This window comes from Microbacterium maritypicum, assembly GCF_041529975.1.
GTDB lineage: Bacteria > Actinomycetota > Actinomycetes > Actinomycetales > Microbacteriaceae > Microbacterium.
In genome coordinates this window covers 2,510,740-2,535,941 of the sequence record NZ_CP168030.1, presented here as the reverse complement: position 1 = coordinate 2,535,941, position 25,202 = coordinate 2,510,740, and the positions used below count along the sequence as shown (strand labels likewise).

The window sequence follows — 25,202 nt, the reverse complement described above, 5'->3', positions numbered from 1 at the left end:
TCATGCGTCGGCGAGTGCGTAGCCCTCCTCGCCGTGCACGACCTGGTCGACACCGGCGATCTCGTCCTCGTTCGTGACACGGAATCCGATCGTCTTCTCGATGGCGAAGCCGATGATGAATGCGACCACGAAGGAGTAGATCAGGACACCGAGCGCCGCGATGACCTGCACCGCGAGCTGACGGGCGTCGCCACCGACGAACAGGCCGGTCTCGCTGGCGAAGAAGCCGAGGTACAGGGTGCCGATGAGTCCGCCGACGAGGTGGATGCCGACCACGTCGAGCGAGTCGTCGAAGCCGAGACGGAACTTCAGTTCGATCGCGAGGGCGCAGACCACACCAGCGAGGGCGCCGAGCAGCAGTGCCCAGCCGGGCGTCAGGTTGGCACACGCCGGGGTGATGGCGACGAGACCCGCGACCGCACCGGAAGCAGCGCCGACCGAGGTGGGCTTGCCGTCCTTGATCTTCTCCACCAGGATCCAGCCGAGGATCGCTGCAGCCGTGGCTCCGAGGGTGTTCAGGCCGATGAGGCCGACGCCGCCCATGTCCTCCGCCAGCCACTCCGCACCGGCGTTGAAGCCGAACCAGCCGAACCACAGCAGTGCGGCGCCGAGCAGTGTCAGTGGCACGTTGTGCGGCTTGAGGATGCCCTTCTGGAAGCCGATGCGCTTGCCGAGGACCAGCGCCAGAGCCAGAGCGGCCGCACCGGCGTTGATGTGCACCGCGGTGCCGCCGGCATAGTCGATGACGCCGATCCCGCTGTCCTCACCGAAGAGCGTGGTGCCGAGGTTCATGATCCAACCGCCACCCCAGACCCACGCGGCGACCGGGAAGTAGCCGACCGTGGCGAAGATTCCGGCGAAGATCAGCCAGCTGCCGAACTTGGCGCGGTCCGCGATCGCGCCGGAGATCAGCGCGACGGTGATGATCGCGAAGGTCGCACCGTAGGCGACGCCGAGGAGGGCGACGTTCGAGCCCTCACCGGACGCCAGGCTGGAGAGCCCGAAGTCGGCGAACGGGTTGCCGGCGAAGGCGGTCGGGCTGTCGACGGCGCTCATCGAGAAGCCGAAGAGAATCCACAGCACGGCGACAAGACCGATCGAGCCGAAGCTCATCATCATCATGCTGACGACGCTCTTCGCCTTGACGAGACCGCCGTAGAAGAAGGCGACGCCGGGCGTCATGAGCAGGACCAGCGCTGTCGCGGTGATCGCCCACGAGATGTTGCCGGGAGCATCCATAGGAAAACCTCACATCCGAAGTAATTGAGAGCTTCAGTGTGACGACGCGCCGTTTCGCGCATGCGTGAGGTTTGTTTCCCCGCTGTTACAGGGCTGCCCCGGGTGTGAACATCGCGTTACGCGGGCCTTCGGGGTTACGCAGAATGCGTCAGGGCGTTGAGCCGAGAGACCGCTCGCAGGTACTTCTTGCGGTATCCGCCGGCGAGCATCTCGTCGGAGAACACCGAGTCGAGGCCCAGGCCGGTCGCGATGATCGGTATCTGGGCGTCGTATACGCGGTCCACGAAAGCGACGAACCGCAGAGCCTCGGACTGGTCCGTGAGTTGACGCACGCCGCGCAGCCCGACCTGGCCGAGTCCCTCGATGAGTCGGATGTAGCGCGACGGGTGCACCTGGGCCAGGTGGCGGATCAGGTCGTCGAACCGGTCGTCCGACGCTGCGCTCCCCTGACCGGCCGCGGCCGATGCGGCCTCATAGGCGTCGTCATCGAGCACCACGGCGTGACCGTCGAGCGCGCGCTGACGGAAGTCGACCCCATCGATGCGCAGCGTCTGGAAGCTGTCGGACATGGCGTGGATCTCGCGGAGGAAGTCCTGCGCCGCGAAGCGGCCCTCACCGAGGGCGTTCGGCGGGGTGTTGGAGGTGGCGGCGAGGCGCGTCCCCGTCGGCACGAGTTCGCCGATCAGCCGGGTCATCACCATCGTGTCGCCCGGATCGTCGAGCTCGAACTCGTCGATGCAGAGGAGGTCGGCGCCCTTGAGCAGGTCGACCGTGTTCTTGTAGCCGAGCGCCCCGACCAGTGCGGTGTACTCGATGAACGAGCCGAAGTATTTCCGACGTGCCGGCATCGCGTGATAGATGGATGCGAGCAGGTGGGTCTTGCCGACTCCGAAACCGCCGTCCAGGTAGACGCCCGGCTTGAGCTCGGGTTCCTTCTTCGCGCGGCTGAAGAATCCGCCGCGCTTGACCGGGGCTCCCCGACCGGAGAAACGCATCAGCGTCTCCTTGGCCTCCTCCTGGGACGGATAGCCGGCATCGGCCCGGTAGCTGTCGAACGTCGCCGTGTCGAACTGGGGCGGCGGCACCAGGCTCGCGAGCATCTCCGGTCCGGTGACCGTCGGCTGACGATCGGTGAGGTGCACGATTCCGGTGCGGCTGGTCGGGTCGGTCATCACAGTCCTGAATCGGGTGCTCGCCTGTGTCGAAGTCTTACGAATCGGGCGCAGGGTGCTCGGCGGGGATCTATCGTCGAAGGGACGGATCAACACTACGCCGTCTGCACCCGCACCCTCGTCCGCTCAACGCTTCGGAGACCCCATGGCCATCGAGTTCGATTCCTCCTCCCCCAAGTTCGCCGAGTACGCCGAGCCCGGCCGACTCGTCACCACCCAGTGGCTCGCCGAACGGCTGGGAACGCCGGGGCTCGTGGTGGTCGAGTCCGATGAGGACGTGCTGCTGTACGAGACCGGCCACATCCCCGGCGCGGTGAAGGTCGACTGGCACACGGAGCTCAACGATCCCATCGTGCGGGACTACGTCGACGGCGAAGGCTTCGCCGAGCTGCTGAGCCGCAAGGGCATCTCGCGTGACGACACCGTCGTCATCTACGGCGACAAGAACAACTGGTGGGCTGCGTACGCACTGTGGGTCTTCTCGCTCTTCGGCCACGAAGACGTCCGTCTGCTCGACGGCGGCCGCGACCGCTGGATCGCCGAGGGTCGCGAGCTGACCCGCGAGCCCGCGAACCGCCCGGCGACCGAGTACCCCGTCGTGGAGCGCGACGACTCCGTCATCCGCGCCTACAAGGAGGATGTGCTCGCGCACATCGGCAACCCGCTGATCGACGTGCGCTCGCCCGAGGAATACAGCGGAGAGCGCACCACGGCTCCCGCCTACCCCGAGGAGGGGGCGCTGCGCGCCGGTCACATCCCCACGGCGCAGAGCGTGCCGTGGGCGAAGGCCGTGGCCGAGGACGGCGGATTCCGCAGCCGCGCCGAGCTCGACGCCATCTACCGCGAGGGCGCCGGTCTCAACGACGGCGATGACGTCGTCGCATACTGCCGCATCGGTGAGCGCTCGAGCCACACCTGGTTCGTGCTCAAGCACCTGCTCGGCTTCGAGAACGTGCGCAACTACGACGGTTCCTGGACGGAGTGGGGCAGCGCCGTTCGGGTGCCGATCGTCACCGGCGCCGAGCCGGGATCCATCTGAACGTGGGACAATGACAGGGATGAGCGCGAGCGAAGTTCCTGAGGCACTGGCCGAGATCCGAGACGGTTTCCTGGAGACCCCGGAGTCCGATCGGCTCCTGCTGCTGCTCGAATACTCGGACGAGCTCCCCGACGTGTCCGACGAGGTCGCCGCCCACCCCGAGATGTACGAGCGGGTCGCGGAGTGCCAGTCCCCCGTGTACATCCACGTGGAGGTGGACGACGACATCGTCACGATGCACGCCACGGCTCCGCCGGAGGCTCCGACCACGCGCGGTTTCGCGAGCATCCTGGTGCAGGGCCTCACCGGACTCACCGCCGACGAGGTGCTGGCGATCCCGAACGACTACCCGCAGTCGATCGGTCTGACCAAGGCGGTCTCCCCGTTGCGGATCGGCGGCATGACGGGAATGCTCATGCGCGCGAAGAACCAGGTCATTCAGAAGCGCTGAGCCCCTGTGCATCCAGCCAGTCGGTGATCGCCGTGCTCCACCCGGTCTCGTCGTAGTTCCAGAGCTTCGTGTGCCGCGCGACGGTGAACCTCGGCATCGTGACGAGGTCGGGGCGTGCCGCCTGCAGCGCGTGCGAGGAGTCGGCGGGCACGAAGCCGTCGTCGTCGCTGTGCAGGATGAGGATCGGTGCGGTCAGCTCATCGGCGCGGGCCACCATGTCGAGGCGGTCGAACAGGATCGGCTCGTCGGCGCCGCTCAGGCGTGCGGTGAGCGGCGACTGCAGCGCGCCCATCGCGAGAGCCGGCAACGGCGCACGCACTCCGGCCATCCGAGCTTGGAAGCGCAGCACCGTCCGCCAGTCGACGACAGGGGACTCGAGGATGATCCCCGCGATGCGGTCGCGATGCCCGGAGGTGACTGCGGCCTGCAGCGACACCGCGCCACCCATCGACCAGCCCATCAGGATCACGCGCTCCGCGCCGTGTCGGAGCGCGTAGGCGATCGCGGCATCGACATCCCGCCATTCCGATGCGCCCAGCGCGTAGGCGCCGGCCCGGGTGCGGGGCGCCTCGCCGTCATTGCGGTACGACACGACGAGGTTGGGCAGACCGGCCGCGTGCAGCACCGGCACGGCCCGCAGGCACTCCGCACGCGTGGCACCGCGTCCGTGCACCTGGATCACCCAGGTCGATGACGACGCAGGGAAGTACCACGCAGGGCAGGGGCCCGCAGGAGAACCGATCAGTACGTTCTCCCAGCGCAGATGAAGCTCACTGGGCGACGAGTAGTAGTACCCGCTGAACGAGGCTGCGCGGTCCACCCGAGATCCCGGCTCGATCTGCGTGAGCAGCTTGCGGCGCACACTCTTGCCGTCGGCACTGAGCACGGCGCCGAGCTTGACGTAGCCATAGGTGCCGGTGGTGAAGAGTCCGTACCGGCCGGGCAGCTCGGTGTCGAGGGTGCGCTCCAGCTCGATCGTCTGGGCTCCCGTGTCGACGGCCAGGATCTCGGTGTCCGTCGTGCGGCGCATGGGCGTGACCACCCGCCGGGCGACGGCGAACACGAGAAATGCGAACGCCGCTCCGAAGGCGAGCAGGGCAGGGACAAGGAGCGTAACGGCGTGCCTGAGACTCTTCATCGCTTCCTGACTCTAGCCTGTTGCCGTGACCGCACACCCCGAAGCCGGGACACCCTTCGACAGCGCTGTGGCTGAGCTGCGCGAGACCACGTTCCGCGATGACATCACGGTGCGCGAGATCGCCACCCCCCAGGGCCTCGCTCCGTTCGCCCTCGCGCTCGCCGCGGACGTCCGGCCGGAGGACCACGGGGAGTCCGTTTACGGCACCGGCCGATTCGTGCTGCTGCACGATCCCGACGAGCCGGGCGCGTGGGGAGGATCGTGGCGCATCGTCATCTTCGCGCAGGCGCCGCTCGAGACCGAGATCGGCACCGACCCTCTTCTGGCCGACGTGACGTGGTCCTGGCTGGTCGATGCACTCGACTCGCGCGATGCCGTCTATCACTCGGCATCGGGCACCTCGACGAAGACTCTGTCGAAGGGTTTCGGAGGGCTCGCCGTCGAAGGCGACGGTGCCCAGATAGAATTGCGGGCGTCCTGGACTCCGGAGGGCCCGTTCCGACCGCACGTCGAAGCATGGGCCGAGCTGGTCGGAATGCTGGCGGGGCTTCCGCCCGGCTCCGAGGGCATCGCCGTGATCGGCGCGCGAAAGGCTGTACGTGACTGAATACTCCGTGATCTCGGATGCCGAGGAGTTCCGCGCGGCTTGCGCCGTGCTCGCCGCCGGCACCGGCCCCGTCGCCGTGGACGTCGAGCGTGCGTCCGGTTTCCGCTACTCGCAGCGGGCCTACCTCGTGCAGGTCTTCCGCCGCGATGCGGGCGTCTTCCTCTTCGACCCGCCGGCGATCGGCGACTTCGCCCCGCTCCAGGAGGCGATCGGCGACGTCGAGTGGGTGCTCCACGCCGCGAGCCAGGACCTGCCGTCGCTGCGCGAGCTGCACCTCGAGCCGCCGGTGATCTTCGACACCGAGCTGGCCTCCCGACTGCTCGGCCATGAGCGCGTCGGACTCGGCGCGGTCGTCGAGGACACGTTGGGCATCGTCCTCAAGAAGGAGCATTCGGCATCCGACTGGTCGACGCGTCCGCTGCCGGACTCGTGGCTCGAGTACGCGGCTCTCGACGTGCTCCACCTGATCGATGTCCGAGACGTCCTCGTCCAGGAGCTCGAGGAGCAGGGCAAGACCGCTTTCGCCGCCGAGGAGTTCGCCGCGACCCTCGCCCGGGCTCCGAAGCCGCCGCGCGAGGATCCGTGGCGTCGACTCAGTGGACTGCACCAGGTGCGCGGCTCCCGCAATCTCGCCGTGGCCCGCTCCCTCTGGCAGGCCCGAGAGGCCTACGCGCAGGCTCAGGACGTCTCTCCCGGCAGGCTCGTGCCCGACCGCTCGCTGGTCGCGGCTGTCATGGCGAATCCGACGTCGAAGCAGGCGCTCGCCGGAGTCAAGGAGTTCCAGGGCCGCGCCAGCCGCAGCCAGCTCGACCGCTGGTGGCAGGCGATCGTCGACGGCCGCGCATCGGAGGATCTGCCCCGCGAGCGCGTGCCGAGTGACACCCTTCCGCCCCCGCGTGCCTGGGCGGACCGGAATCCGGAAGCCGATGCCCGCCTGAAGGCCGCGCGTCCGGTCGTCGAAGCGGTTGCCGAAGAACTGGGGATGCCCACCGAGAACCTGCTCACGCCCGAGTACCTGCGTCGCGTCGCGTGGGATCTTCCCGGTGAGACTCCGGAAGAGATCTCCGCAGCACTCGCGACCCTCGGAGCGCGCCCCTGGCAGATTGCACAGACTGCACAGAAGATCGCGGACGCCTTTGTAGAGGCGGCGCAATCGCCCGACACCACCCCGGCGGACGCTTCGTAGGTTCGATCCAACCGATTCCTCCCCGTTTCGCGCGCTTCATAGACTGAGGCCACGCACTAACTTGGAGGCAGAGTGGCCGAGATCTCGGACGTCTTCTTCGTCGATGGAGTACGCACCCCTTTCGGGCGCGCCGGCGAAAAGGGCATGTACTGGAACACCCGCGCGGATGACCTCGCCGTGAAGGCGACCATCGGCCTGATGGAGCGCAACGCTGCCGTCCCGGCCGACCGCATCGACGATGTGGCGATCGCCGCGACGAGCCAGACCGGCGACCAGGGGTTGACCCTCGGTCGCTCGGTGGCGATCCTCGCGGGGCTGCCGCAGACCGTCCCCGGACTCGCCGTCGAGCGCATGTGCGCCGGCGCGATGACCAGCGTCACCACGATGGGCGCCTCGATCGGCGTCGGCATGTACGACTTCGCCCTCGCCGGCGGTGTCGAGCACATGGGCCATCACCCGATCGGGGGCAACGCCGACCCGAACCCGCGCTTCGTCGCGGAGAAGATGGTCGATCCCGGCGCGCTCAACATGGGTGTCACCGCCGAGCGCATCTTCGACCGTTTCCCGCACCTCACCAAGGAGCGGTCCGACCGGTTCGGCATGCTCAGCCAGCACAAGGTGCAGGCCGCGTACGACGCCGGCAAGATCCAGCCCGACCTCGTGTCCGTGGCCACCAAGGGTGCCGACGGCGCCTGGGGTCTTGCCACCGAGGACGAGGGTCGTCGCCCGCAGACCACCATGGAGGACCTCGCGGCGCTGAAGACGCCGTTCCGTCCGCACGGGCGCGTCACCGCGGGCACCTCCTCCCCCCTCACCGACGGCGCGACGATGTCGCTGCTCGCCGGCGGCGGCGCGGTGAAGGAGTTCGGGCTTGCACCGAAGATGCGGATGGTCTCTTTCGCCTTCGCCGGTGTGCAGCCGGAGATCATGGGCATCGGCCCGATCCCGTCAACCGAGAAGGCCCTCAAGAAGGCCGGTCTGACGATCGCCGACATCGGCCTGTTCGAGCTGAACGAGGCGTTCGCCATCCAGGTGATCTCGCTGCTCGACCACTTCGGCATCGCCGACGACGATCCCCGCGTGAATCAGTGGGGCGGCGCGATCGCGCTCGGGCACCCGCTCGCGGCATCCGGTGTGCGTCTCATGATCCAGCTCGCGGCGCAGTTCGCCGAGCGCCCCGACGTCCGCTACGGTCTGACCGCGATGTGCGTCGGCCTCGGCCAGGGCGGTTCGGTCATCTGGGAGAACCCGCACTACGACGGCAAGAAGAAGAAGTGAGCGCGAACGTGACGAACTACGACGACATCGACTTCTCCCCCATCCAGGCGCTCACCGAGGGCGAGGTCATCACGCGGTCGCCTGTGCGCGACATCCGCCTGGCCTCGGGCAAGGTGCTCGCCCTGATCACGCTCGACAACGGTCGGGACCACACGCGCCCGAACACGCTGGGGCCGGCCACTCTCACGCTGCTGGGCGAGACCCTCGACGGTCTCAAGGCACGTGCGGCGAACGGCGAGATCCAGGCCGTCGGCATCACCGGCAAGCAGTACATCCTCGCCGCCGGTGCTGATCTGTCCGACATCAGCAAGGTGGGCTCTCGCGACAACGCGCGCCTGATCGCGCAGCTGGGTCACAAGGTCCTCGGCAAGCTCGGCGACCTCGGGGTGCCGTCGTTCGCCTTCGTGAACGGCCTCGCCCTGGGCGGCGGCCTGGAGATCGCGCTGAACTCCAGCTACCGCACGGTCGATTCCTCCGCCGCGGCCGTCGCACTCCCCGAGGTCTTCCTCGGCATCATCCCCGGCTGGGGTGGCGCCTACCTGCTGCCGAACCTGATCGGCATCGAGAACGCCCTCGAGGTCGTCATCTCGAACCCGCTCAAGCAGAACCGGATGCTGAAGCCGCAGCAGGCGTTCGATCTGGGCATCTTCGATGCGATCTTCCCCGCTGCCAACTACCTCGAGAACTCGTTGTCCTGGGCGGATGCGGTCCTCGGCGGCAAGAAGGTCGAGCGCAAGAACGAGCCCGGCAAGATCGAGCGCCTCACCAAGTGGCCGATCGCCATCAAGATGGCGCGCGGCATGCTCGAGTCGAAGATCGGCACCGTGCCCAAGTCGCCCTATGCCGCGCTCGAACTGCTCGACAAGGCGAAGAGCGGCACCCAGGCCGAGGGCTTCGCCCGTGAGGACGAGGCTCTCGCCGAACTCGTGACGGGCGACCAGTTCGCCGCGTCGATGTACGCCTTCGATCTGGTGCAGAAGCGGGCGAAGCGACCCGTCGGCGCTCCCGACAAGCAGCTCGCGAAGAAAGTCACCAAGGTCGGCATCATCGGCGCCGGCCTCATGGCGAGCCAGTTCGCGCTGCTCTTCGTGCGCAAGCTCCAGGTGCCCGTGCTCATCACCGACCTGGACCAGGCGCGCGTCGACAAGGGCGTCGCCTACATCCACGAGGAGATCGGCAAACTCGAGGCCAAGGGTCGTCTGGACTCCGACTCCGCCAACAAGCTGCGCGCCCTCGTCACCGGCACCACCGACAAGAGCCTCTACGCGGACTGCGACTTCGTGATCGAGGCCGTGTTCGAAGAGGTCGGCGTCAAGCAGCAGGTGTTCGGGGAGATCGAGCAGATCATCGCCGAAGATGCCATCCTCGCGACCAACACCTCGTCGCTGTCGGTCGAGGAGATCGGCTCGAAGCTCGCACACCCCGAGCGTCTGGTCGGCTTCCACTTCTTCAACCCCGTCGCGGTGATGCCGCTGATCGAGATCGTGAAGACGCCGACCACGTCGGAGGCGGCACTGTCGACGGCGTTCGTCGTGGCGAAGAACCTGGGCAAGAACGCGGTCCTCACCGCTGATGCGCCCGGGTTCGTCGTGAACCGCCTTCTCGCCAAGGTCATGGGCGAGGCCGCTCGTGCGGTCTACGAAGGCACTCCGATCGCGGATGTCGAGAAGGCCTTCGGTCCGCTCGGGCTCCCGATGGGTCCGTTCCAGCTGATCGACCTGGTCGGCTGGAAGGTGGCCGCTCACGTGCAGGACACGATGGTGCAGGCGTTCCCCGACCGGTTCTACGCGAACGAGAACTTCCACGCTCTCGCCGAGCTCGACGCGGTCGTGGAGAAGGACAAGGGCGGGCGCGTCATCGGCTGGACCAAGCAGGCCGAGAAGGTGCTGAAGCCCGCCGTGGGCAAGTCTCCCGCTTCCGCGGCGACGATCCTGCAGCGCGTGCAGGACGGCCTCGCACAGGAGATCAAGCTGATGCTCGACGAGGGTGTGGTGCCCGAGGTCGAAGACATCGACCTCTGCCTGATCCTCGGTGCCGGCTGGCCGTTCATCGACGGTGGTGCGTCGCCGTATCTCGACCGCGAAGGTGCTTCCGAGCGGGCCTTCGGCGGCTCGTTCCACACGCCGCAGATCCGGGGCGTCGAGCACCGCTGATCATCATCCCCGAAGGGGCCGCATCGGGAGATGCGGCCCCTTCATCGTCTCCGGAGGCAGCCGCCTACGGCGACGGGCGGGTGTCCGCTTCGCCGCGACGCGGCCAGTACGACAGAGCCCGTTCGGCCAGAGCGGTGATCGTGAGCGACGGGTTCACGCCGGGGTTCGCAGGCACAGCCGAACCGTCGACCACGTGCAACCCCGGATACCCCCAGACGCGGTGATAGGGATCGACCACGCCGTCTTCGGGCGCAGCAGAGATCACCGCACCACCGAGGAAATGCGCGGTGAGCGGGATGCCGAAGACCTCCGGCCAGGATCCGCGTGCCTCCGCCGGCTCTCCCCCCTCCTGCTCGACCCGGGCCGCGATCGCCGCAGCGGCGCTGTGCGCTTGAGGAAGGTAGCTCGGGTTCGGCTCGCCGTGTCCCTGTGCGCTGGTCATCACGAGTCGACCGAAGCGCCTGCGCAGGGACAGGGTCAGAGAGTTGTCCGCCGTCTGCATCACGAGCGCGATGATTCCGCGCTCGCTCCACCGTCTGAGGTTCCCGAGACGGAACTGCCGTACCGGAGAGCGGAGCACCTGTGTCATGAGGCTGCGCAGACGCACGCCGAGGCGACGATCGCCGGGGACGAGTACGGTCGCCAGCGCACCCATCAGGTTCGAACCCGGGCCGTAGCGGACGTTCTCGACGTGGGTGCGCTCATCGACGTGGAACGAGGTGGTGATCGCGATGCCTCGCGCGAGCTGCAGGGATTCGGGAACCCTCGTCGCCATCGCGCCGTCGAGTGCTTCCGAGTTGGTACGGGTGAGACGCCCCAGGGCATCGGAGAGGTGTGGCAGCGCGCCCGACGCCTTCATCCGGTGCAGCAGCTGTTGCGTGCCCCAGGTTCCGCCGGCGAACACGACCTGCTCTGCCGTCACCGTCCGGCGCGCGCGACGGAACCAGGCACCGCTCTGCTGCGTCGTGACCGTGAAACCGCCGCCGGGGAGTTCACGCACCTCGGTCACCGTGCGCAGCGCCTCGATCGCGACGCCTCGACGCTCCGCGAGAGCGAGGTAGTTCTTCATCAGCGTGTTCTTCGCGCCCACGCGGCAGCCCACCATGCAGTTGCCGCAGAGTGTGCAGCCGGTGCGGTCCGGTCCCTGGCCGTCGAAGAACGGATCGGGCGCACGCTCCCCCGGCTTCCCGAACCACACCCCGACGGGGGCATGCCGGAAAGTCGAGCCGACCCCCAGATCCTCGGCAGCCCCGGCCATGATCCGCTCGACAGGCCCGGTGTGCGGGTAGTGCTCCACGACGCCGAGCATCCGCTTCGCGGTGACGTAGTGCGGCGACAGTTCCGACTCCCACGCAGCGATACCCCGCCACTGCACGTCCTGGAAGAAGGCGGGGCCCGGCTGATAGAGCGTGTTGGCGTAGTTGAGCGACCCGCCGCCCACGCCCGCACCCGCCAGGATCATCACGTGGGGAAGGCGATGGATGCGCTGCACGCCGAAGCATCCGAGCATCGGCGCCCACAGGTAGCGACGCAGATTCCAGCTCGTCTTCGCGAAGTCCTCGTCCTCGAAGCGGCGGCCGGCCTCGTAGACGCGCACCCGGTACCCCTTCTCCGTCAGTCGCAGCGCGGCGACGGACCCGCCGAACCCGGAGCCGACGATCACGACGTCCTCGTCGAAGTCAGTCATCGCTCTCCCCCGGGACCAGCATCGTCAGCGCTCCGGGCAGCACCGCGATCGTGCATTCATCTTCACCGATCCGCTCACCGTCGGCGTAGACCACGAGGCCGGGCGCCGCGACCGTCACGGTGCGTGCTCGGCGATGGACGACCTCCGGTCGACTCAGATGCGTCCCCCGCAGCAGCAGCGGAAAGAGCCGCAGCAACCGCAGTCGGCCGAGCGGAGCGACGTGCACGATGTCGAGCAGCCCGTCGTCCGGCACTGCGCCCGCGCAGATCGGCATACCGCCACCGTAGCTCGATGTGCTGCCGACGGCGATGAGCGTGCCCGACGATCGCGTGGGCTTCTCGCCGTCGACGGCGAGTGTGAAGTCCATCGGTCGCAGACGCACGAGTTCGATCAGCAGCGCGAGGTAGTAGCGCGGTGCACCGTGAGGCCAACGGAGCCGGTTGGTGCGGTCGCTGACCTTCGCATCGAATCCCAACGCCGCGATCGTGAGGAACTTCCGTCTTTCACCTGTCGTCGTGACCTCACCGACGTCTATCCGTCGTGGCACGCCCCTGAGTGCGAGCTCCGCGGCGGCAGCAGCATCGTTTCGCGGCAATCCGAGAGCACGTGCGAGGTCGTTCCCCGTGCCGGCCGGAATAAGGACCACCGGGACGGCTGACGCACACACCGTGTCGAGAATGCCCGACAGCGTGCCGTCGCCGCCGACCACCACCAGTGCACGCGGATCGTCCGCCAGAGCTGCGACGGCGAGCCGGGCGGTATCGGCCGCGGACGCGCCTGCGTAGGCACGCACCTCGGCACCGCGATCTCGGAGGTGCAGGACGGCGGCGTCGGCTGCTCTCCCGCCCCGGCCCTTGCCGGAGAACGGATTCGCGAGCACCGCGATGTGCGCAGCCACGTCAGTCGTTCCGTTCGAGGGGGATCACGGCGCCGGGGTTCAGGATGCCCGCCGGGTCGAGCTCGCGTTTGATCGCCGAGAGGATGCGCATACCGGTCTCACCGATCTCCTGACTCAGCCAAGGGGCGTGATCCCGACCGACCGCGTGGTGATGGCTGATCGTGCCGCCGGCGGCGATGATCGCGTCGTTGACTCGCGCCTTGACGGGTTCCCACGCCCCGAGCGGATCGGCCCGGACGCCGGCGAGCACCGTGAAGTAGAGCGACGCTCCGGTCGGGTAGATGTGCGACACGTGGCACATGACATACGATTTCGCCCCGGCCGCGGAGAAGCCGCCTTTGAGCGCCGTCTCGACGGCTGACCGCAGTGTCTGCAGATTCGTCCAGGTCGTCGCGGTCTCCAGCGTCTCGCAGAAGACCCCGGCGTCGAGCAGTGAATCCCGCAGGTAGGGACCATCGAACCGGCCTTTCAGCCAGTCCTCCGCCGGGCCCGTCCCCGACGAGGTGCCACCGGCGGCAGCGAGGTGCGCGCTGACACGGGTCCGGCGTTCATCGATCCCCTCGCCCTCGTACACGGTGACGACGCTGGTGCCCTTCGCGAGGACCTTCCCGATCTTGCCGACCTGGGCGAGGCTCACTGCCGTCTCCGCCTCATCGGACAGCCGGATGACCGTGGGGCCGTTGCCCTGCTGCGCCACTCGCCGCAGCCCCTCGACCCCGCTGGTGAAGTCGGGGAACGACCACGACTCGAACACGCGCTCGCGCGGGATCGGATGCACCCGCACCCGCACCTCGGTAATGACACCGAAGATGCCCTCCGACCCGAGGAACACCCGGATCAGGTCGGGCCCGGCGGCGGAACCCGGCGATCGTCCGAGCTCGATGTCGCCGGTCGGGGTCGCCACTCTGATGCCGGTCACCATGGTGTCGAAGCGGCCGTTCCCCGCCGAGTTCTGTCCCGACGAGCGTGCGGCGGCGAAGCCTCCGATTGTCGCGTAGCGGAAGCTCTGCGGGAAGTGTCCGAGTTCGAGCCCGTGCGCGGACAGCAGCGCTTCCGCCTCCGGCCCCGTCGTCCCCGCAGCGAGCACGGCCTCGCCACTGACCTCGTCGAGCCTCACGAGACCACTGAGACGCCGGAGGTCGAGGCTCACGACCGCATGATGCGCTCCCCGCTCCGGGTCGAGTGCGCCGACGACGCTCGTACCGCCGCCGAACGGGATGACCGCGATCCCCCGCGCGACCGCGACGTCGAGACACGCCCGGACCTCGTCGTGATGGGCGGGACGAACCACCGCATCCGGGGCGTCTTGATCGGGCTCACGGCGACGGAGGAGGTCCGGCGTCGAACGCCCACCGGCATGACGGATCCGTGCCTCTGTCGTGACGTCGACGTGCGCGGGGCCGACAGCTGCGGACAGTGCGGCGTGGTCCTCAGCGGTCAACCGTGATGGCGCCAACCGCACGTCCTCGATTTCGACGGCCGCTGCAGGTCTGCGTACGCGTCCCAGCAGTATCGGCAGCAGTGCGCGCACCGGCAGGGGAAGTTCTTTAGCCTTGGCCGGATCGCCCCAACCGTTCCATCTCATCGACGGGTCCGCATCGACCCTGCCATTGTCTTGGCCCATGGGTTACAGTGTGACACATCATGGAAGAACGTCAACCTTTGTGGGACGCGACGCAGACGAGGATCCTCGATGCCGCCGACGCGCTGATCGAGCGCCGGGGCGTGCACGGCGTCACGATCGCCGAGCTCGCCCGGCGCGCCGATCTCAGCCGTCCGACCATCTATCGCAATTGGAGCGATGCCGACGATGTCGTCAGAGCAGCTCTGCTGCGCCGCGTCGACGGCATACTCCGCACCTTCTCGGCCGATGCGCGTACGAGGACCGCTCTCGTCGACGACGTGCTGCGTTTCACGACGCTGTTCCGGAACGACACCCTCTACAGGCGTCTGCTCGCCGACGAGCCCGAAGCCTTCACGCGGTACACCCTGCAGCGGGTCGGATCCAGCCAGCGCCTGATCCTCGGATGGCTCGCCACCGCCATCGACGCCTCACAGACCGACGGCTCGGTGAGACAGGGCGCACCGCAGGAGATCGCGGTCATGCTGCTGCTGATCGCGCAGTCCGCCGTCCTCTCCCACGCAACAGTGGCCGACCTCATCTCGGAAGACGCGTGGGAACGTGAGCTACGAGCCGCACTCGACGGGCTGCTCCGCCCATGACCGGGCATTCATCCGCGCTCAATGTCGCGCGACGGAGGATCGATCTCATGCACGCGGCCGATGAGCAGGTCGACGTGCTCGTCGTCGGAGGCGGGATCACGGGCGTGGGAGCCGCACTCGACGCGGCATCCCGCGGCCTCAGCGTGACACTGATCGAAGCCGAGGACCTTGCCTTCGGGACCAGCCGTTTCAGCTCGAAGCTCGTGCACGGCGGCCTGCGCTATCTCGCCACGGGTGACGTCGCGACTGCGAGGGAAAGCGCACACGAGCGCCATCTCCTCATGACCACGATCGCCCCGCATCTGATCCGCCCGCTCGGGCAGCTCCTGCCCTTCTCCCGCGACGTGACGTTCCGGCAGCGCACCGCGGGCGCCGTCGGCATGGGAATGGGCGATCTGCTCCGGATGCGGGCACGCACACCCCGCTCGGTGCTGCCTGCCCCTACCCTCGTGACGGCACGCACGGCCCTCCGGCTCGTGCCCGCTCTCGATCGTCATGGTCTGCGCGGGGGAATGCTGTCCTACGACGGTCAGCTGGTCGACGACGCGCGCCTCGTGGCGACCGTGGCCCGCACGGCCGCGGCCCTCGGCGCCCGCATACTCACCCGGGTTCGAGCCATAGCCCTGCACGGAGCCGGTGCCGCCGTCGAAGAGACCATCACGGGCGAGCGGTTCGAGATCCGCGCCCGTGCCGTCGTCAACGCGACGGGTGTCTGGGCCGGTGCGCTCGACGAGGCGATCGGCGTGCGTCCGAGCCGGGGAACCCATATCGTGCTCGATGCCGCCGACCTCGGGATCTCGTCGACGGCACTCACGATTCCGCACGAGGGCTCGATCAGCCGCTACGTCTTCGCGCTGCCGCAGGCGTACGGCCGCGTGATCGTCGGGCTCACCGACGAAGACTCTCCCGGTGCCGTGCCCCGAGTCGCTCAACCGACCGAGCCGGAGATCGACTTCCTGCTGAGAAGCCTCAACCGCGTGGTCACGGCACCGGTCGGACGTGATCGGGTGCGTGGCGCGTTCGCGGGTTTGCGGCCGCTGGTCGACAGCCGCACGGCCTCCACCGCCGACGTCTCGCGCAGGCACCTGGTGACGACATCCGCCTCAGGCTTCGTCACCGTGCTCGGCGGAAAACTGACGACCTATCGACGTATGGCCGAGGATGCCGTCGATCTCGTCTCCCGGACCCGCGGCCTCCAGGCGGCACCGAGTCGGACGGCGTCGGTGCGGCTCGTCGATCGCGTGGTGCCCGACTCCGGAGAGCTACTCGACGACGCGACGGGGCTGACCTCCGCCGAGGTCGAGTTCGCCGTGCGGGTCGAGGGGGCGATGACCGTCGACGATGTCCTCGACCGCCGCACGCGTGTCGGGCTCGTGGACGCCGATCGCGCACGCTGTCATGCCGGGGTCGAGGCCGTCGTCGCCCGTACCGTGGCCGACCTCATCTGAGCCTGTCCCCGGGCGGCTCCGAGCCGCCGCGTATCCACCGCACAGCGACCCGGAGAACGCGTGGCGAACAGCGCATGAACTCCCCCGAACCCTGGCGCCCGATGGCGCGCCGGCACGCCGCGACCCGGCACAGTGGTGTCATGGACATGCTCTTCACGATGCTGGGCGGCAAGGGGATGTCAGGGCTCCTGAAGACCGGCACCGCGGTTCTCACCCTGCTCCTGGTCCTTCCCGCGCTCCTCAAGCTCTTCGTCGTCACGGTCGATGAAGGCTGGGCCGCGATCCGGACCCGAAACGGCAAGCCCATCATCCGCAACCGTCCGCAGCGCCGTCCGACCGCTCGCGGCGGGGCTGTCGGGGAGGTCGTCGTCCTCGACCCCGGCTCACATGGCGCTTTCCCCCTGTTCTACTGGTATCGACTCATCGATGTGCGCTGCCGGGCGACCGACCTGCCCGTCCGCGAGATGGGCGGTGCGAGCGGACACCAGCATCGCGTGCACGCGTCGTTCGAATGGCGCCCGATACCGACGGGACGCGATCTCCGGGTTTTCGAGCTCGACGTCGTGAACGTCAAGGAACGCGCCTCGAACATCGTCGGGGCTGCCCTGCGAGACGTCATCCGGGGCCTCGACGGCACGGAGCTGCCGCACAACGACGAGATCAACGCGCGCGTGATCGCAGCCAGCGCCGAGGAGGTCCGTCGCGCCTGCGGGGTGGAGCTCGTGCGCGTGATGGTCACCGGCGACGCGTTGACCGACGGATACCTGATGTCGACGGCGCTCCGCGACGTGGATCGCGGCGCGCAGGCCGTCGCCGCACTGCACGCCCTGAACTGACGCTCCCCCTCGATTCGGACCGGCGGGTCCTTCAGCGCATCAGTGGCGTTCGTGGAGGGGCAGGTCGATCGTCCCCGTCTCGCCCGCATCCCGCGCCTTCGGGATCCTGGTACCGAGCACCTGCGACACGATGTCCTGGGCGATCTTCGGCGCCGTGAGTCCCGCATCCGCGAGGATCTGGTCCCGAGAGGCGTGATCGATGAACTCGTCGGGCAGGCCGAGCTCGTCCACCGCCGTGTCGATGCCGGCCTCACGCAGGACCTGACGCACCCGCGTGCCGATGCCGCCGACGCGGATACCGTCCTCGAGGGTGATCACAAGACGATGATGTGCTGCCAGCTCGATCACCGACGGTCGCACCGGGATCGCCCAGCGCGGATCGATCACGGTGGCACCGATGCCCTGCGCCCGAAGACGCTCTGCGACGTCGAGCGCGAGTTCGGCGAACGGGCCGATGGCGACGATCAGCACGTCCTCCGACTCCCCCCGGGCGAGCACGTCCACACCGTCTTTCAAGCGCTCGATGGCGGGAAGGTCGGCGGCGACCTCGCCCTTCGGGAACCGGATGACCGTAGGCGCGTCGTCGACCTGAACGGCCTCGCTCAGCGCTTCGGTCAGACGCGCGCCGTCCCTGGGAGCGGCGATGCGGATGTGCGGGACGATCTGCAGCATGGCGAGATCCCACATCCCGTGGTGGCTCGGACCGTCGGGGCCGGTCACACCGGCACGGTCGAGCACGAAGGTCACGCCCGCACGGTGCAGTGCGACATCCATCAGCACCTGATCGAAGGCCCTGCCCATGAACGTGGCGTAGAGCGCGACGACGGGGTGCAGTCCGCCGTATGCCAGCCCCGCGGCGGAGGCGACCGCGTGCTGCTCGGCGATCCCCACGTCGTACACGCGATCGGGGAACCGCTCGGCGAACGGGGCGAGGCCCGTCGGTCGCAGCATGGCGGCCGTCATCGCGATGACATCGCTGCGCTGCTCCCCCACCGAGACGAGGGCGTCCGAGAACACGTCGGTCCAGCCGCGACCGCCGGAAGACAGCGTCTCACCCGTCGCGGGGTCGATCTTCCCCACCGCATGGAATTGGTCGGCCTCGTCGTCTCGGGCGGGCTGGTAACCGCGTCCCTTCTCGGTGATCGTGTGCACGATGACCGGGGCGCCGTACGACTTCGCCAGCTCGAGCGTCTCGAGCAGAGCGGGGAGATCGTGTCCGTCGATGGGACCGAGGTACTTGATGTCGAGGTTGGAGTAGAGCGCCTCATTGTTGGTGAAGCGGGAGAGGAAGCCGTGGGTTCCGCCGCGAACCCCGCGGAACACCGCCCGGCCCACAGGACCGAACGCACGGAACAGGCGGTCGGAGCGCTGGTGCAGATCCTTGTATGCCGCTGCAGTGCGCACGCGGTTCAGGTACCGCGACATCCCGCCGATGGTGGGCGCGTATGAGCGACCGTTGTCGTTGACGACGATCACGAGGTTCCGGTCGTTGTCATCGGAGATGTTGTTCAACGCCTCCCACGTCATTCCGCCGGTGAGGGCCCCGTCCCCGACGACGGCGACGACATGTCGATCCGCGCGACCAGTGGCTGTGAGTGCGCGGGAGATCCCGTCCGCCCAGCTCAGCGAGCTCGAGGCATGCGACGACTCCACGACATCGTGCGCGCTCTCCCTGCGCTGCGGGTAGCCGGCGAGGCCTCCCCGCACGCGTAGGCCGGAGAAGTCCTGGCGACCCGTGAGGAGCTTGTGCACGTAGGACTGGTGCCCCGTGTCGAAGATGAACGGATCGTCCGGAGACGAGAAGACCCGGTGCAGGGCGATCGTCAGTTCGACGACGCCCAGGTTCGGGCCGAGGTGACCGCCGGTCTGCGAGACGTTCTCGACCAGGAATGTGCGGATCTCGGAGGCGAGCTCCTCCAGTTGAACGGTCGATAGCGCGTCCAGATCACGGGGTCCTGAGATGCTCGGAAGAATGGGCATCTGCGCCTCCTCACAGGCTTCGCCAGAAGCGCCCGACGAGGGTGCGGACGCCCGTCGATCCTACCGCGCCAGGTGGGGAGAACCCGGTGAGCGCCGCCCCCTTGACATGACGAAGGGACTCCGATCCATGGATCGGAGTCCCTTCGTCTGTGCGATCAGACCAGCGAACGCAGCACGTACTGCAGGATGCCGCCGTTGCGGTAGTAGTCCGCCTCACCGGGTGTGTCGATGCGGACGACCGCGTCGAACTCGACCGGCTGCTTGCCTTCGGGCGAGTTCTCGCTCGGGGTGGCCGTGACCTTGACCGTCTTGGGCGTGACACCGTTGTTGAGCTCTTCCAGCCCCGTGATCGAGACGATCTCGGTGCCGTCGAGGCCCAGCGACTCCCAGCTTTCGCCGGCGGGGAACTGCAGCGGGACGACGCCCATGCCGATCAGGTTCGAGCGGTGGATGCGCTCGAAGCTCTCGGTGATGACCGCCTTGACGCCCAGCAGGCTCGTTCCCTTGGCCGCCCAGTCGCGCGACGAACCGGAGCCGTACTCCTTGCCACCGAAGATGACGAGGGGCGTGCCCTGCTCCTGATAGTTCATGCTCGCGTCGTAGATGTACGACTGCGGGCCGCCCGGCTGCGTGAAGTCACGCGTGAAGCCACCCTCGACGACCTGTCCGTCGTTGACGGCCGCGACCATCGCGTTCTTCAGACGGATGTTCGCGAAGGTTCCGCGGATCATGACCTCGTGGTTGCCGCGACGCGAACCGAAGGAGTTGAAGTCCTTGCGGTCGACGCCGTGCTCCGTGAGGTACTGGGCCGCCGGCGTGCCGGCCTTGATGTTTCCGGCGGGCGAGATGTGGTCGGTGGTGACCGAGTCACCCAGAGTCGCCATGACACGTGCGCCCTCGATGTCCTTCACCGGGGTGAGCTCCATCGTCATGCCCTCGAAGTACGGCGCCTTGCGGACGTAGGTCGAGTTCTCGTCCCACTGGAAGATCGCGTCATCCGGCGTGGGCAGGCTGCGCCAGCGCTCGTCGCCGTCGAAGACCGTCGCGTACTGCTTGATGAACTGCTCGCGCGAGATCGAGGAGTCGACGAGTTCCTGCACCTCGGCCGGAGTCGGCCAGATGTCCTTGAGGAAGACGTCTTCACCGTCGGTGCCCTTGCCGAGCGCGTCGTTCTCGAAGTCGAAGTGCATCGACCCGGCCAGCGCGTAGGCGATGACCAGCGGCGGGCTGGCGAGGTAGTTCATCTTCACGTCGGGGCTGATGCGCCCCTCGAAGTTGCGGTTGCCCGAGAGGACGGCCGTGACGGCGAGGTCGTGGGAGTTGATCGCCTCCGACACCTCTTCGATCAGAGGACCGGAGTTGCCGATGCAGATCGTGCAGCCGTAGCCGACCGTGTAGAAGCCGAGGCCCTCGAGGTCCTTGTCCAGGCCGGACTTCTCGTAGTAGTCGGTGACGACCTTCGAGCCGGGGCCGAGCGTGGTCTTGACCCACGGCTTCTGCTTCAGGCCCTTCTCCAGCGCCTTGCGTGCGACGAGACCGGCGGCGATCATCACCGACGGGTTCGACGTGTTGGTGCACGAGGTGATGGCGGCGAGCGTGACGGCGCCGTTGTCGAGGATGTACTTCTCCCCCGACGGCGTCGTGACCGGGACGGGCTTCGAGGCGTTCGCCGGAGCGCCGCTGTTGATGTGCACCGGACGCGTGGTCGGCTCCTCTTCGCCGGGGACAGAGCCCGGGTCGGATGCCGGGAAGGAGTGCTTCGACTCCAGGTCGACGATGTCGTCGGAGGTCGACGCCGTCGTGTAGCCCAGGATGTCGTGCTCGAACTGGGCCTTCGCCTCGGAGAGGAGGATACGGTCCTGCGGGCGCTTCGGGCCGGCGATCGACGGCACGACGGTGCCGAGGTCGAGCTCGAGGTACTCGCTGAAGGTCGGCTCGACGTTCGCGTCGTGCCAGAGCTTCTGCTCCTTGGCGTACGCCTCGACCAGCGCGACGGCCTCTTCGCTGCGGCCGGTCAGGCGCAGGTACTCGAGGGTCACGTCATCGATCGGGAAGATCGCCGCCGTGGAGCCGAACTCGGGAGACATGTTTCCGATGGTGGCGCGGTTCGCGAGCGGCACAGAGGCGACGCCCTCACCGTAGAACTCGACGAACTTGCCGACCACGCCGTGCTTGCGCAGCTGGTCGGTGATCGTGAGCACGACGTCGGTCGCGGTCACGCCGGCGGGGATCTCGCCGGAGAGCTTGAAACCGACGACACGCGGGATCAGCATCGACACGGGCTGGCCGAGCATGGCCGCCTCGGCCTCGATGCCGCCGACACCCCAGCCCAGCACGCCCAGGCCGTTGACCATGGTGGTGTGCGAGTCGGTGCCGACGCAGGTGTCGGGGTATGCGCGGAGCACGCCGTCGACATCGCGGTCGTAGATGACCTTGGCCAGGTGCTCGATGTTCACCTGGTGGACGATGCCGGTTCCGGGCGGGACGACCTTGAAGTCGCTGAAGGCCGTCTGGCCCCAGCGCAGGAACTGGTAGCGCTCGCCGTTGCGCTCGTACTCGATCTCGACGTTGCGCTCGAGGGCGTTCTCCGAGCCGAACAGGTCGGCGATGACGGAGTGGTCGATGACCATCTCGGCGGGCGAGAGCGGGTTGATCTTGTTCGCGTCACCGCCGAGGGCCGTCACGGCCTCGCGCATCGTGGCGAGGTCGACGATGCAGGGCACACCGGTGAAGTCCTGCATGACCACGCGCGCGGGCGTGAACTGGATCTCGGTATTGGGCTCTGCCGCGGCATCCCACGAACCCAGCGCCTCGATCTGCGCCTTCGTCACATTCGCACCGTCCTCGGTGCGAAGCAGGTTCTCCAGGAGGACCTTGAGACTGAAGGGGAGCTTCTCGAAACCGGGCACCGTGTCGATGCGGAAGATCTCATAGTCGGTGCTGCCGACTGTCAGGGTGCTCTTGGCACCGAAGCTGTTCACCGTGGACACGAATCCGTCTCCTTCTATTCGGATGGGAGCGACAGGCGCCTCCATCTTGCTCGCCAGCGAGCCCCTGCGGCTAGCAAGGCGGACCTAACCAGTCTGCTCCGCGCAGCTCACCGGCGAAAGCCTGCGATTTATCTTGATGTCAAGATAAATCTATCATGCCTCGGCGGCGTCTTCGCGCGACGGACCACGCGGATGGAGAGCGCGTACGACGAGCCAGGTGACCGCGATCAACGGCGCGAAGAGCGGGAGGCCCATGATGAGCTTGAGCGTGCCGAGTGCGGTCACATCGCCTGCGAGGTACAGCGGGAGCTGCACGGCGAGTCTGGCGAAGAACAGCGCAGCCCACGCGATCCCGAGCCAGAAGTAGGCGCGACGCTTGCGCCGATCGTTCCGCCAGGTGGTGCCCTCCCCCATCAGGAAACCGACCGCGAGGCCGATCAGCGACCACCCGATCAGGGCCGACACGAGGATGACCGAACCGTAGACCGCGTTGGTGATGAGACCCGGGACGAAGTTGTCTGCTCCGCGACCGGTCCACAGCGCGAGCGCAGCCGCGGCGGCCGCGGCGACGAGTCCGCCGATCGCCGCGGAGGGCGGGGACTTCTGCACGAGGCGGACGATCGTGAAGACCGCAGCGAGGCCGACCGAGATACCGAGCGACAGGATCAGCGGCTCGGGGCGGATCGTGAAGATGATCACGAAGGCCAGGCTCGGCAGCACCGATTCGAGGATGCCGCGGACCCCGCCGATCGCCGACCAGACGACCTTGTGCGTGCTGGCGGTCTCCGCCGGGTCGAGCCCGGCACGGCGGGCGGCGCTGCCGAGAGCCGCCCCGAGGATCTCGGAGGTGCTCTTCTCGCGTTCCGGGTCGGGTTCTGGGACGCTCACGCGGAGCCCGGGGTCGCCGGCATCTTGAGTGGGATCAGATCACGCGGGGGCATCGGAGAGCCACCGCGGACGACGACGATCGAGCGGAACAGATCCTCGACCTTGGCGCCGGCCTCGGGATCCGACGCACCCGCTCCGCCGATCACGCCGCGAAGGAACCAGCGGGGACCGTCGATGCCGATGAATCGGGCGAGGCGCAGTCCGGAGCCTTCGCTCGCGGTCGCCGGGACCTCGGCGAGGAGCTCTTTGCCCAACGGGCCGTCGCGTTCTTCGACGCGGCCGCCCTGCGCCTTGACCTGGTCGCGCAGCTGCACGCGCGTCTCATCCCACAGTCCGCCGGAGCGCGGCGCCGCGAACGGCTGCACCTGCAGCGAGGATTCCGCATAGTCGAGGCCGACGGCGACGATGCGCTTGGTCTGCTCTTCCACCTCGAGCCGGAGGTTCAGCCCCTCGCGTGGAAGGATCTTGATCCCGCCCAGGTCGATGTACGGGCGAACCGGGTTCGCCTCGGAGTCGTCGAAAGGTCCGTCGGTGCCGCGGTTCGCGGGTGCCGACTTGGAGGGGGTCGCGTTGTTGTCAGTCATCTGTTCTGTCCCGCTTCGTTCTGCGTGAGCCCCGCCTGGTACCCGGTGGAGCCGAAACCGCCGGCGCCGCGGACGCTGTCCGGCAGCTCGTCCACCGAGATGAACGTGGCGCGTGTCACCGGCATGATGATCAGCTGCGCGATGCGATCGCCGACGGCCACATCGTACGCGCTCCTGTTATCGGTGTTGATCAGGCTCACCTTGATCTCGCCCCGGTATCCGGCGTCGACCGTCCCCGGCGAGTTCACGATCGAGATCCCGTGCTTGGCGGCCAGCCCGCTGCGCGGAACCACGAAAGCCGCATAGCCGTCGGGAAGCGCGATCCGGACTCCGGTGGCCACGAGAGCGCGCTCGCCCGGTTCCAGATGCACGGCCTCGGCCGCGACCAGATCGGCGCCGGCATCGCCCGGATGTGCATATCCGGGCACCACTGCAGCGATAATGGGGACATCAACGGAATCGGTCACCCCATGAGGCTAATGCAGAACCCCGCCACAGACGCACGTGTCCACTACCACGAACGACTCTCGCCCAGCCTCTGGCTGCTGGTCACCGTCGCGGTGGCAGGACCGATGGTGTCTCTCGTCTTCGTGCCCATCGGGTCGACCGTCGCGCTCATCGTCGGCGCCGCCGTCTCCGCGCTCCTGGTGCTCGGCTTCATCGCGGCGACGCCGGTCGTGTCGGTGGAGGGCCGCATCCTGCGCGCCGGTCGCGCACACATCGATGTCGAGCACCTCGGCGAACCGCTGGCGCTCGTCGGCGAAGAAGCCCGACAGGCACGCGGTCCCGGTCTCCCCGCACGCGGCTGGCACCTGATCCGCGGCGGGATCGACGGGATCGTCGTCGTTCCGAATCTCGACGCGGACGACCCGGTCGACACGTGGAGCATCTCGACCCGAACGCCGGACCGACTCGCGGCGGCCATCCGCGCTGCCCGTTCCTGACGGGCCCGCCCGCATACGACAGCGCGCCCCTGACCGAACGGTCGGGGGCGCGTGAGACGTCGCTCGGAGGACTGCTTACGCAGCGCACTCCTTGCAGATGGGCCCGGATGCGCCCTCGTGGTCGAGCTGTGACTGGTGCTTCACGAGGAAGCAGCTCATGCACGTGAACTCGTCCTGCTGCGCGGGCAGCACGACGACGTCGAGCTCGAGGTCGGAGAGGTCGGCACCCGGAAGGTCGAAGTTCGACGGGTTGTCGGAGTCTTCGTCCCCGCTTGAGCCGGAAGATTTGTCCGGCACACGCTCCTTGAGGGCTTCGATCGACTCGGAGTCGTCTTCGCTCTTTCGGGGGGCGTCGTAATCGGTTGCCATGCGGTAGATCTCCACTTTCATGGTGCGAGTGGGTGGTGCGCCGTCGGGTATCGGCGGCCATAGTTTGCACGACCCGGAGACATAACGCAAAT

The 25,202-nt window shown here is 68.0% G+C and carries 22 protein-coding genes; 10 read left to right on the top strand and 12 right to left on the bottom strand.

Annotated elements, in window-relative coordinates; all coding sequences use genetic code 11:
• Together ACCO44_RS12290 and zapE are read right to left on the bottom strand one after the other, a co-directional pair.
• Positions 1-1,239, bottom strand: a complete 1,239-nt coding sequence (locus ACCO44_RS12290; RefSeq protein ID WP_029263283.1) for an ammonium transporter — start codon at positions 1,237-1,239, stop codon at positions 1-3.
• A gap of 134 nt (positions 1,240-1,373) precedes the next feature.
• A complete protein-coding gene (zapE, locus tag ACCO44_RS12285; RefSeq protein WP_372466745.1) occupies positions 1,374-2,411 on the bottom strand; it encodes a cell division protein ZapE in 1,038 nt (345 codons plus the stop codon).
• Between the two features lie 145 nt (positions 2,412-2,556).
• Here zapE and ACCO44_RS12280 point away from each other — a divergent pair, with 145 nt between their 5' ends.
• Complete coding sequence (locus ACCO44_RS12280; protein ID WP_372466743.1) at positions 2,557-3,450, top strand: sulfurtransferase; 894 nt, start codon at positions 2,557-2,559, stop codon at positions 3,448-3,450.
• Positions 3,451-3,469: 19 nt separating this feature from the next.
• Positions 3,470-3,901, top strand: a complete 432-nt coding sequence (locus ACCO44_RS12275; protein ID WP_029263280.1) for a SufE family protein — start codon at positions 3,470-3,472, stop codon at positions 3,899-3,901.
• Here ACCO44_RS12275 and ACCO44_RS12270 read toward each other — a convergent pair.
• A complete protein-coding gene (locus ACCO44_RS12270; RefSeq protein ID WP_372466741.1) occupies positions 3,885-5,039 on the bottom strand; it encodes an alpha/beta hydrolase family protein in 1,155 nt (384 codons plus the stop codon). The genes ACCO44_RS12275 and ACCO44_RS12270 overlap by 17 nt on opposite strands.
• 25 nt (positions 5,040-5,064) lie before the next feature.
• Here ACCO44_RS12270 and ACCO44_RS12265 point away from each other — a divergent pair, with 25 nt between their 5' ends.
• The 4 genes from ACCO44_RS12265 (at position 5,065) to ACCO44_RS12250 (ending at position 10,263) form a co-directional block, all read left to right on the top strand.
• Positions 5,065-5,646, top strand: coding sequence for a DUF3000 family protein (locus ACCO44_RS12265; protein WP_029263278.1), 582 nt, complete (start codon positions 5,065-5,067; stop codon positions 5,644-5,646).
• On the top strand, positions 5,639-6,832 hold the full coding sequence (locus ACCO44_RS12260) for an HRDC domain-containing protein (RefSeq protein ID WP_262001000.1): 1,194 nt from the start codon (positions 5,639-5,641) through the stop codon (positions 6,830-6,832). The genes ACCO44_RS12265 and ACCO44_RS12260 overlap by 8 nt, the downstream gene beginning before the upstream one ends.
• A 72-nt stretch (positions 6,833-6,904) precedes the next feature.
• Positions 6,905-8,110, top strand: a complete 1,206-nt coding sequence (locus ACCO44_RS12255) for a thiolase family protein (RefSeq protein WP_021200670.1) — start codon at positions 6,905-6,907, stop codon at positions 8,108-8,110.
• A gap of 8 nt (positions 8,111-8,118) precedes the next feature.
• Positions 8,119-10,263, top strand: a complete 2,145-nt coding sequence (locus ACCO44_RS12250; protein ID WP_372469404.1) for a 3-hydroxyacyl-CoA dehydrogenase NAD-binding domain-containing protein — start codon at positions 8,119-8,121, stop codon at positions 10,261-10,263.
• A 64-nt stretch (positions 10,264-10,327) separates the two neighbouring features.
• Here ACCO44_RS12250 and ACCO44_RS12245 read toward each other — a convergent pair whose 3' ends face one another.
• The 3 genes from ACCO44_RS12245 to ACCO44_RS12235 are packed head-to-tail and all read right to left on the bottom strand — an operon-like array spanning position 10,328 to position 14,289.
• The gene (locus tag ACCO44_RS12245) at positions 10,328-11,950 is read right to left on the bottom strand and encodes an FAD-dependent oxidoreductase (protein WP_372466738.1); all 1,623 of its coding nucleotides are present in this window, start codon (positions 11,948-11,950) and stop codon (positions 10,328-10,330) included.
• Positions 11,943-12,848 carry a YegS/Rv2252/BmrU family lipid kinase gene (locus ACCO44_RS12240; protein WP_372466737.1) on the bottom strand — a complete coding sequence of 302 codons (906 nt, stop codon included), beginning with the start codon at positions 12,846-12,848 and terminating at the stop codon, positions 11,943-11,945. Before ACCO44_RS12240 ends, ACCO44_RS12245 begins: the two co-directional genes overlap by 8 nt.
• A gap of 1 nt (position 12,849) precedes the next feature.
• Positions 12,850-14,289, bottom strand: coding sequence for an FAD-binding oxidoreductase (locus ACCO44_RS12235; protein WP_372466735.1), 1,440 nt, complete (start codon positions 14,287-14,289; stop codon positions 12,850-12,852).
• Between the two features lie 203 nt (positions 14,290-14,492).
• Here ACCO44_RS12235 and ACCO44_RS12230 point away from each other — a divergent pair, with 203 nt between their 5' ends.
• From ACCO44_RS12230 to ACCO44_RS12220, 3 genes are all read left to right on the top strand, one after another.
• Complete coding sequence (locus tag ACCO44_RS12230) at positions 14,493-15,071, top strand: helix-turn-helix domain-containing protein (RefSeq protein WP_372466733.1); 579 nt, start codon at positions 14,493-14,495, stop codon at positions 15,069-15,071.
• Between the two features lie 47 nt (positions 15,072-15,118).
• Positions 15,119-16,519, top strand: coding sequence for a glycerol-3-phosphate dehydrogenase/oxidase (locus ACCO44_RS12225; RefSeq protein WP_372466731.1), 1,401 nt, complete (start codon positions 15,119-15,121; stop codon positions 16,517-16,519).
• A gap of 140 nt (positions 16,520-16,659) precedes the next feature.
• The gene (locus tag ACCO44_RS12220; RefSeq protein ID WP_029263270.1) at positions 16,660-17,355 is read left to right on the top strand and encodes an SPFH domain-containing protein; all 696 of its coding nucleotides are present in this window, start codon (positions 16,660-16,662) and stop codon (positions 17,353-17,355) included.
• Positions 17,356-17,394: 39 nt separating this feature from the next.
• Here the strand turns inward: ACCO44_RS12220 and dxs are convergent, their stop codons facing one another.
• The 5 genes from dxs to dut all read right to left on the bottom strand — a co-directional run bounded on the left by dxs (position 17,395) and on the right by dut (position 24,264).
• Positions 17,395-19,335, bottom strand: coding sequence for a 1-deoxy-D-xylulose-5-phosphate synthase (gene dxs / locus ACCO44_RS12215; protein WP_372466729.1), 1,941 nt, complete (start codon positions 19,333-19,335; stop codon positions 17,395-17,397).
• 155 nt (positions 19,336-19,490) lie between these two features.
• Positions 19,491-22,325: an aconitate hydratase gene (locus ACCO44_RS12210; protein ID WP_372466727.1), complete on the bottom strand. Its 2,835-nt coding sequence runs from the start codon at positions 22,323-22,325 to the stop codon at positions 19,491-19,493.
• 153 nt (positions 22,326-22,478) lie between these two features.
• Positions 22,479-23,213, bottom strand: coding sequence for a DUF3159 domain-containing protein (locus ACCO44_RS12205; protein ID WP_029263267.1), 735 nt, complete (start codon positions 23,211-23,213; stop codon positions 22,479-22,481).
• Complete coding sequence (locus ACCO44_RS12200; RefSeq protein ID WP_029263266.1) at positions 23,210-23,797, bottom strand: DUF3710 domain-containing protein; 588 nt, start codon at positions 23,795-23,797, stop codon at positions 23,210-23,212. Before ACCO44_RS12200 ends, ACCO44_RS12205 begins: the two co-directional genes overlap by 4 nt.
• Positions 23,794-24,264 (bottom strand): dUTP diphosphatase, encoded by a 471-nt coding sequence (gene dut, locus ACCO44_RS12195; protein WP_029263265.1) that lies wholly within the window; start codon positions 24,262-24,264, stop codon positions 23,794-23,796. The genes ACCO44_RS12200 and dut overlap by 4 nt, the downstream gene beginning before the upstream one ends.
• A gap of 12 nt (positions 24,265-24,276) precedes the next feature.
• Between dut and ACCO44_RS12190 the strand changes: the two genes are divergently transcribed.
• Positions 24,277-24,741, top strand: coding sequence for a DUF3093 domain-containing protein (locus ACCO44_RS12190; RefSeq protein ID WP_372466725.1), 465 nt, complete (start codon positions 24,277-24,279; stop codon positions 24,739-24,741).
• Positions 24,742-24,816: 75 nt separating this feature from the next.
• Here the strand turns inward: ACCO44_RS12190 and ACCO44_RS12185 are convergent, their stop codons facing one another.
• Entirely contained in the window at positions 24,817-25,110 is a 294-nt protein-coding gene (locus ACCO44_RS12185; RefSeq protein WP_029263263.1) for a DUF4193 domain-containing protein, read from the bottom strand.
• Positions 25,111-25,202: the final 92 nt, after the last annotated feature.

Coding starts and splice junctions, on each gene's coding strand:
- zapE (WP_372466745.1), bottom strand. CDS start 2,411: ATGACCGACCCGACCAGCCGCACCGGAATCGTGCACCTCACCGATCGT.
- ACCO44_RS12230 (WP_372466733.1), top strand. CDS start 14,493: ATGGAAGAACGTCAACCTTTGTGGGACGCGACGCAGACGAGGATCCTC.
- ACCO44_RS12220 (WP_029263270.1), top strand. CDS start 16,660: ATGGACATGCTCTTCACGATGCTGGGCGGCAAGGGGATGTCAGGGCTC.
- ACCO44_RS12245 (WP_372466738.1), bottom strand. CDS start 11,950: ATGACTGACTTCGACGAGGACGTCGTGATCGTCGGCTCCGGGTTCGGC.
- ACCO44_RS12290 (WP_029263283.1), bottom strand. CDS start 1,239: ATGGATGCTCCCGGCAACATCTCGTGGGCGATCACCGCGACAGCGCTG.
- ACCO44_RS12190 (WP_372466725.1), top strand. CDS start 24,277: ATGCAGAACCCCGCCACAGACGCACGTGTCCACTACCACGAACGACTC.
- ACCO44_RS12275 (WP_029263280.1), top strand. CDS start 3,470: ATGAGCGCGAGCGAAGTTCCTGAGGCACTGGCCGAGATCCGAGACGGT.
- ACCO44_RS12270 (WP_372466741.1), bottom strand. CDS start 5,039: ATGAAGAGTCTCAGGCACGCCGTTACGCTCCTTGTCCCTGCCCTGCTC.
- dxs (WP_372466729.1), bottom strand. CDS start 19,335: ATGCCCATTCTTCCGAGCATCTCAGGACCCCGTGATCTGGACGCGCTA.
- ACCO44_RS12200 (WP_029263266.1), bottom strand. CDS start 23,797: ATGACTGACAACAACGCGACCCCCTCCAAGTCGGCACCCGCGAACCGC.
- ACCO44_RS12185 (WP_029263263.1), bottom strand. CDS start 25,110: ATGGCAACCGATTACGACGCCCCCCGAAAGAGCGAAGACGACTCCGAG.
- ACCO44_RS12280 (WP_372466743.1), top strand. CDS start 2,557: ATGGCCATCGAGTTCGATTCCTCCTCCCCCAAGTTCGCCGAGTACGCC.
- ACCO44_RS12225 (WP_372466731.1), top strand. CDS start 15,119: ATGCACGCGGCCGATGAGCAGGTCGACGTGCTCGTCGTCGGAGGCGGG.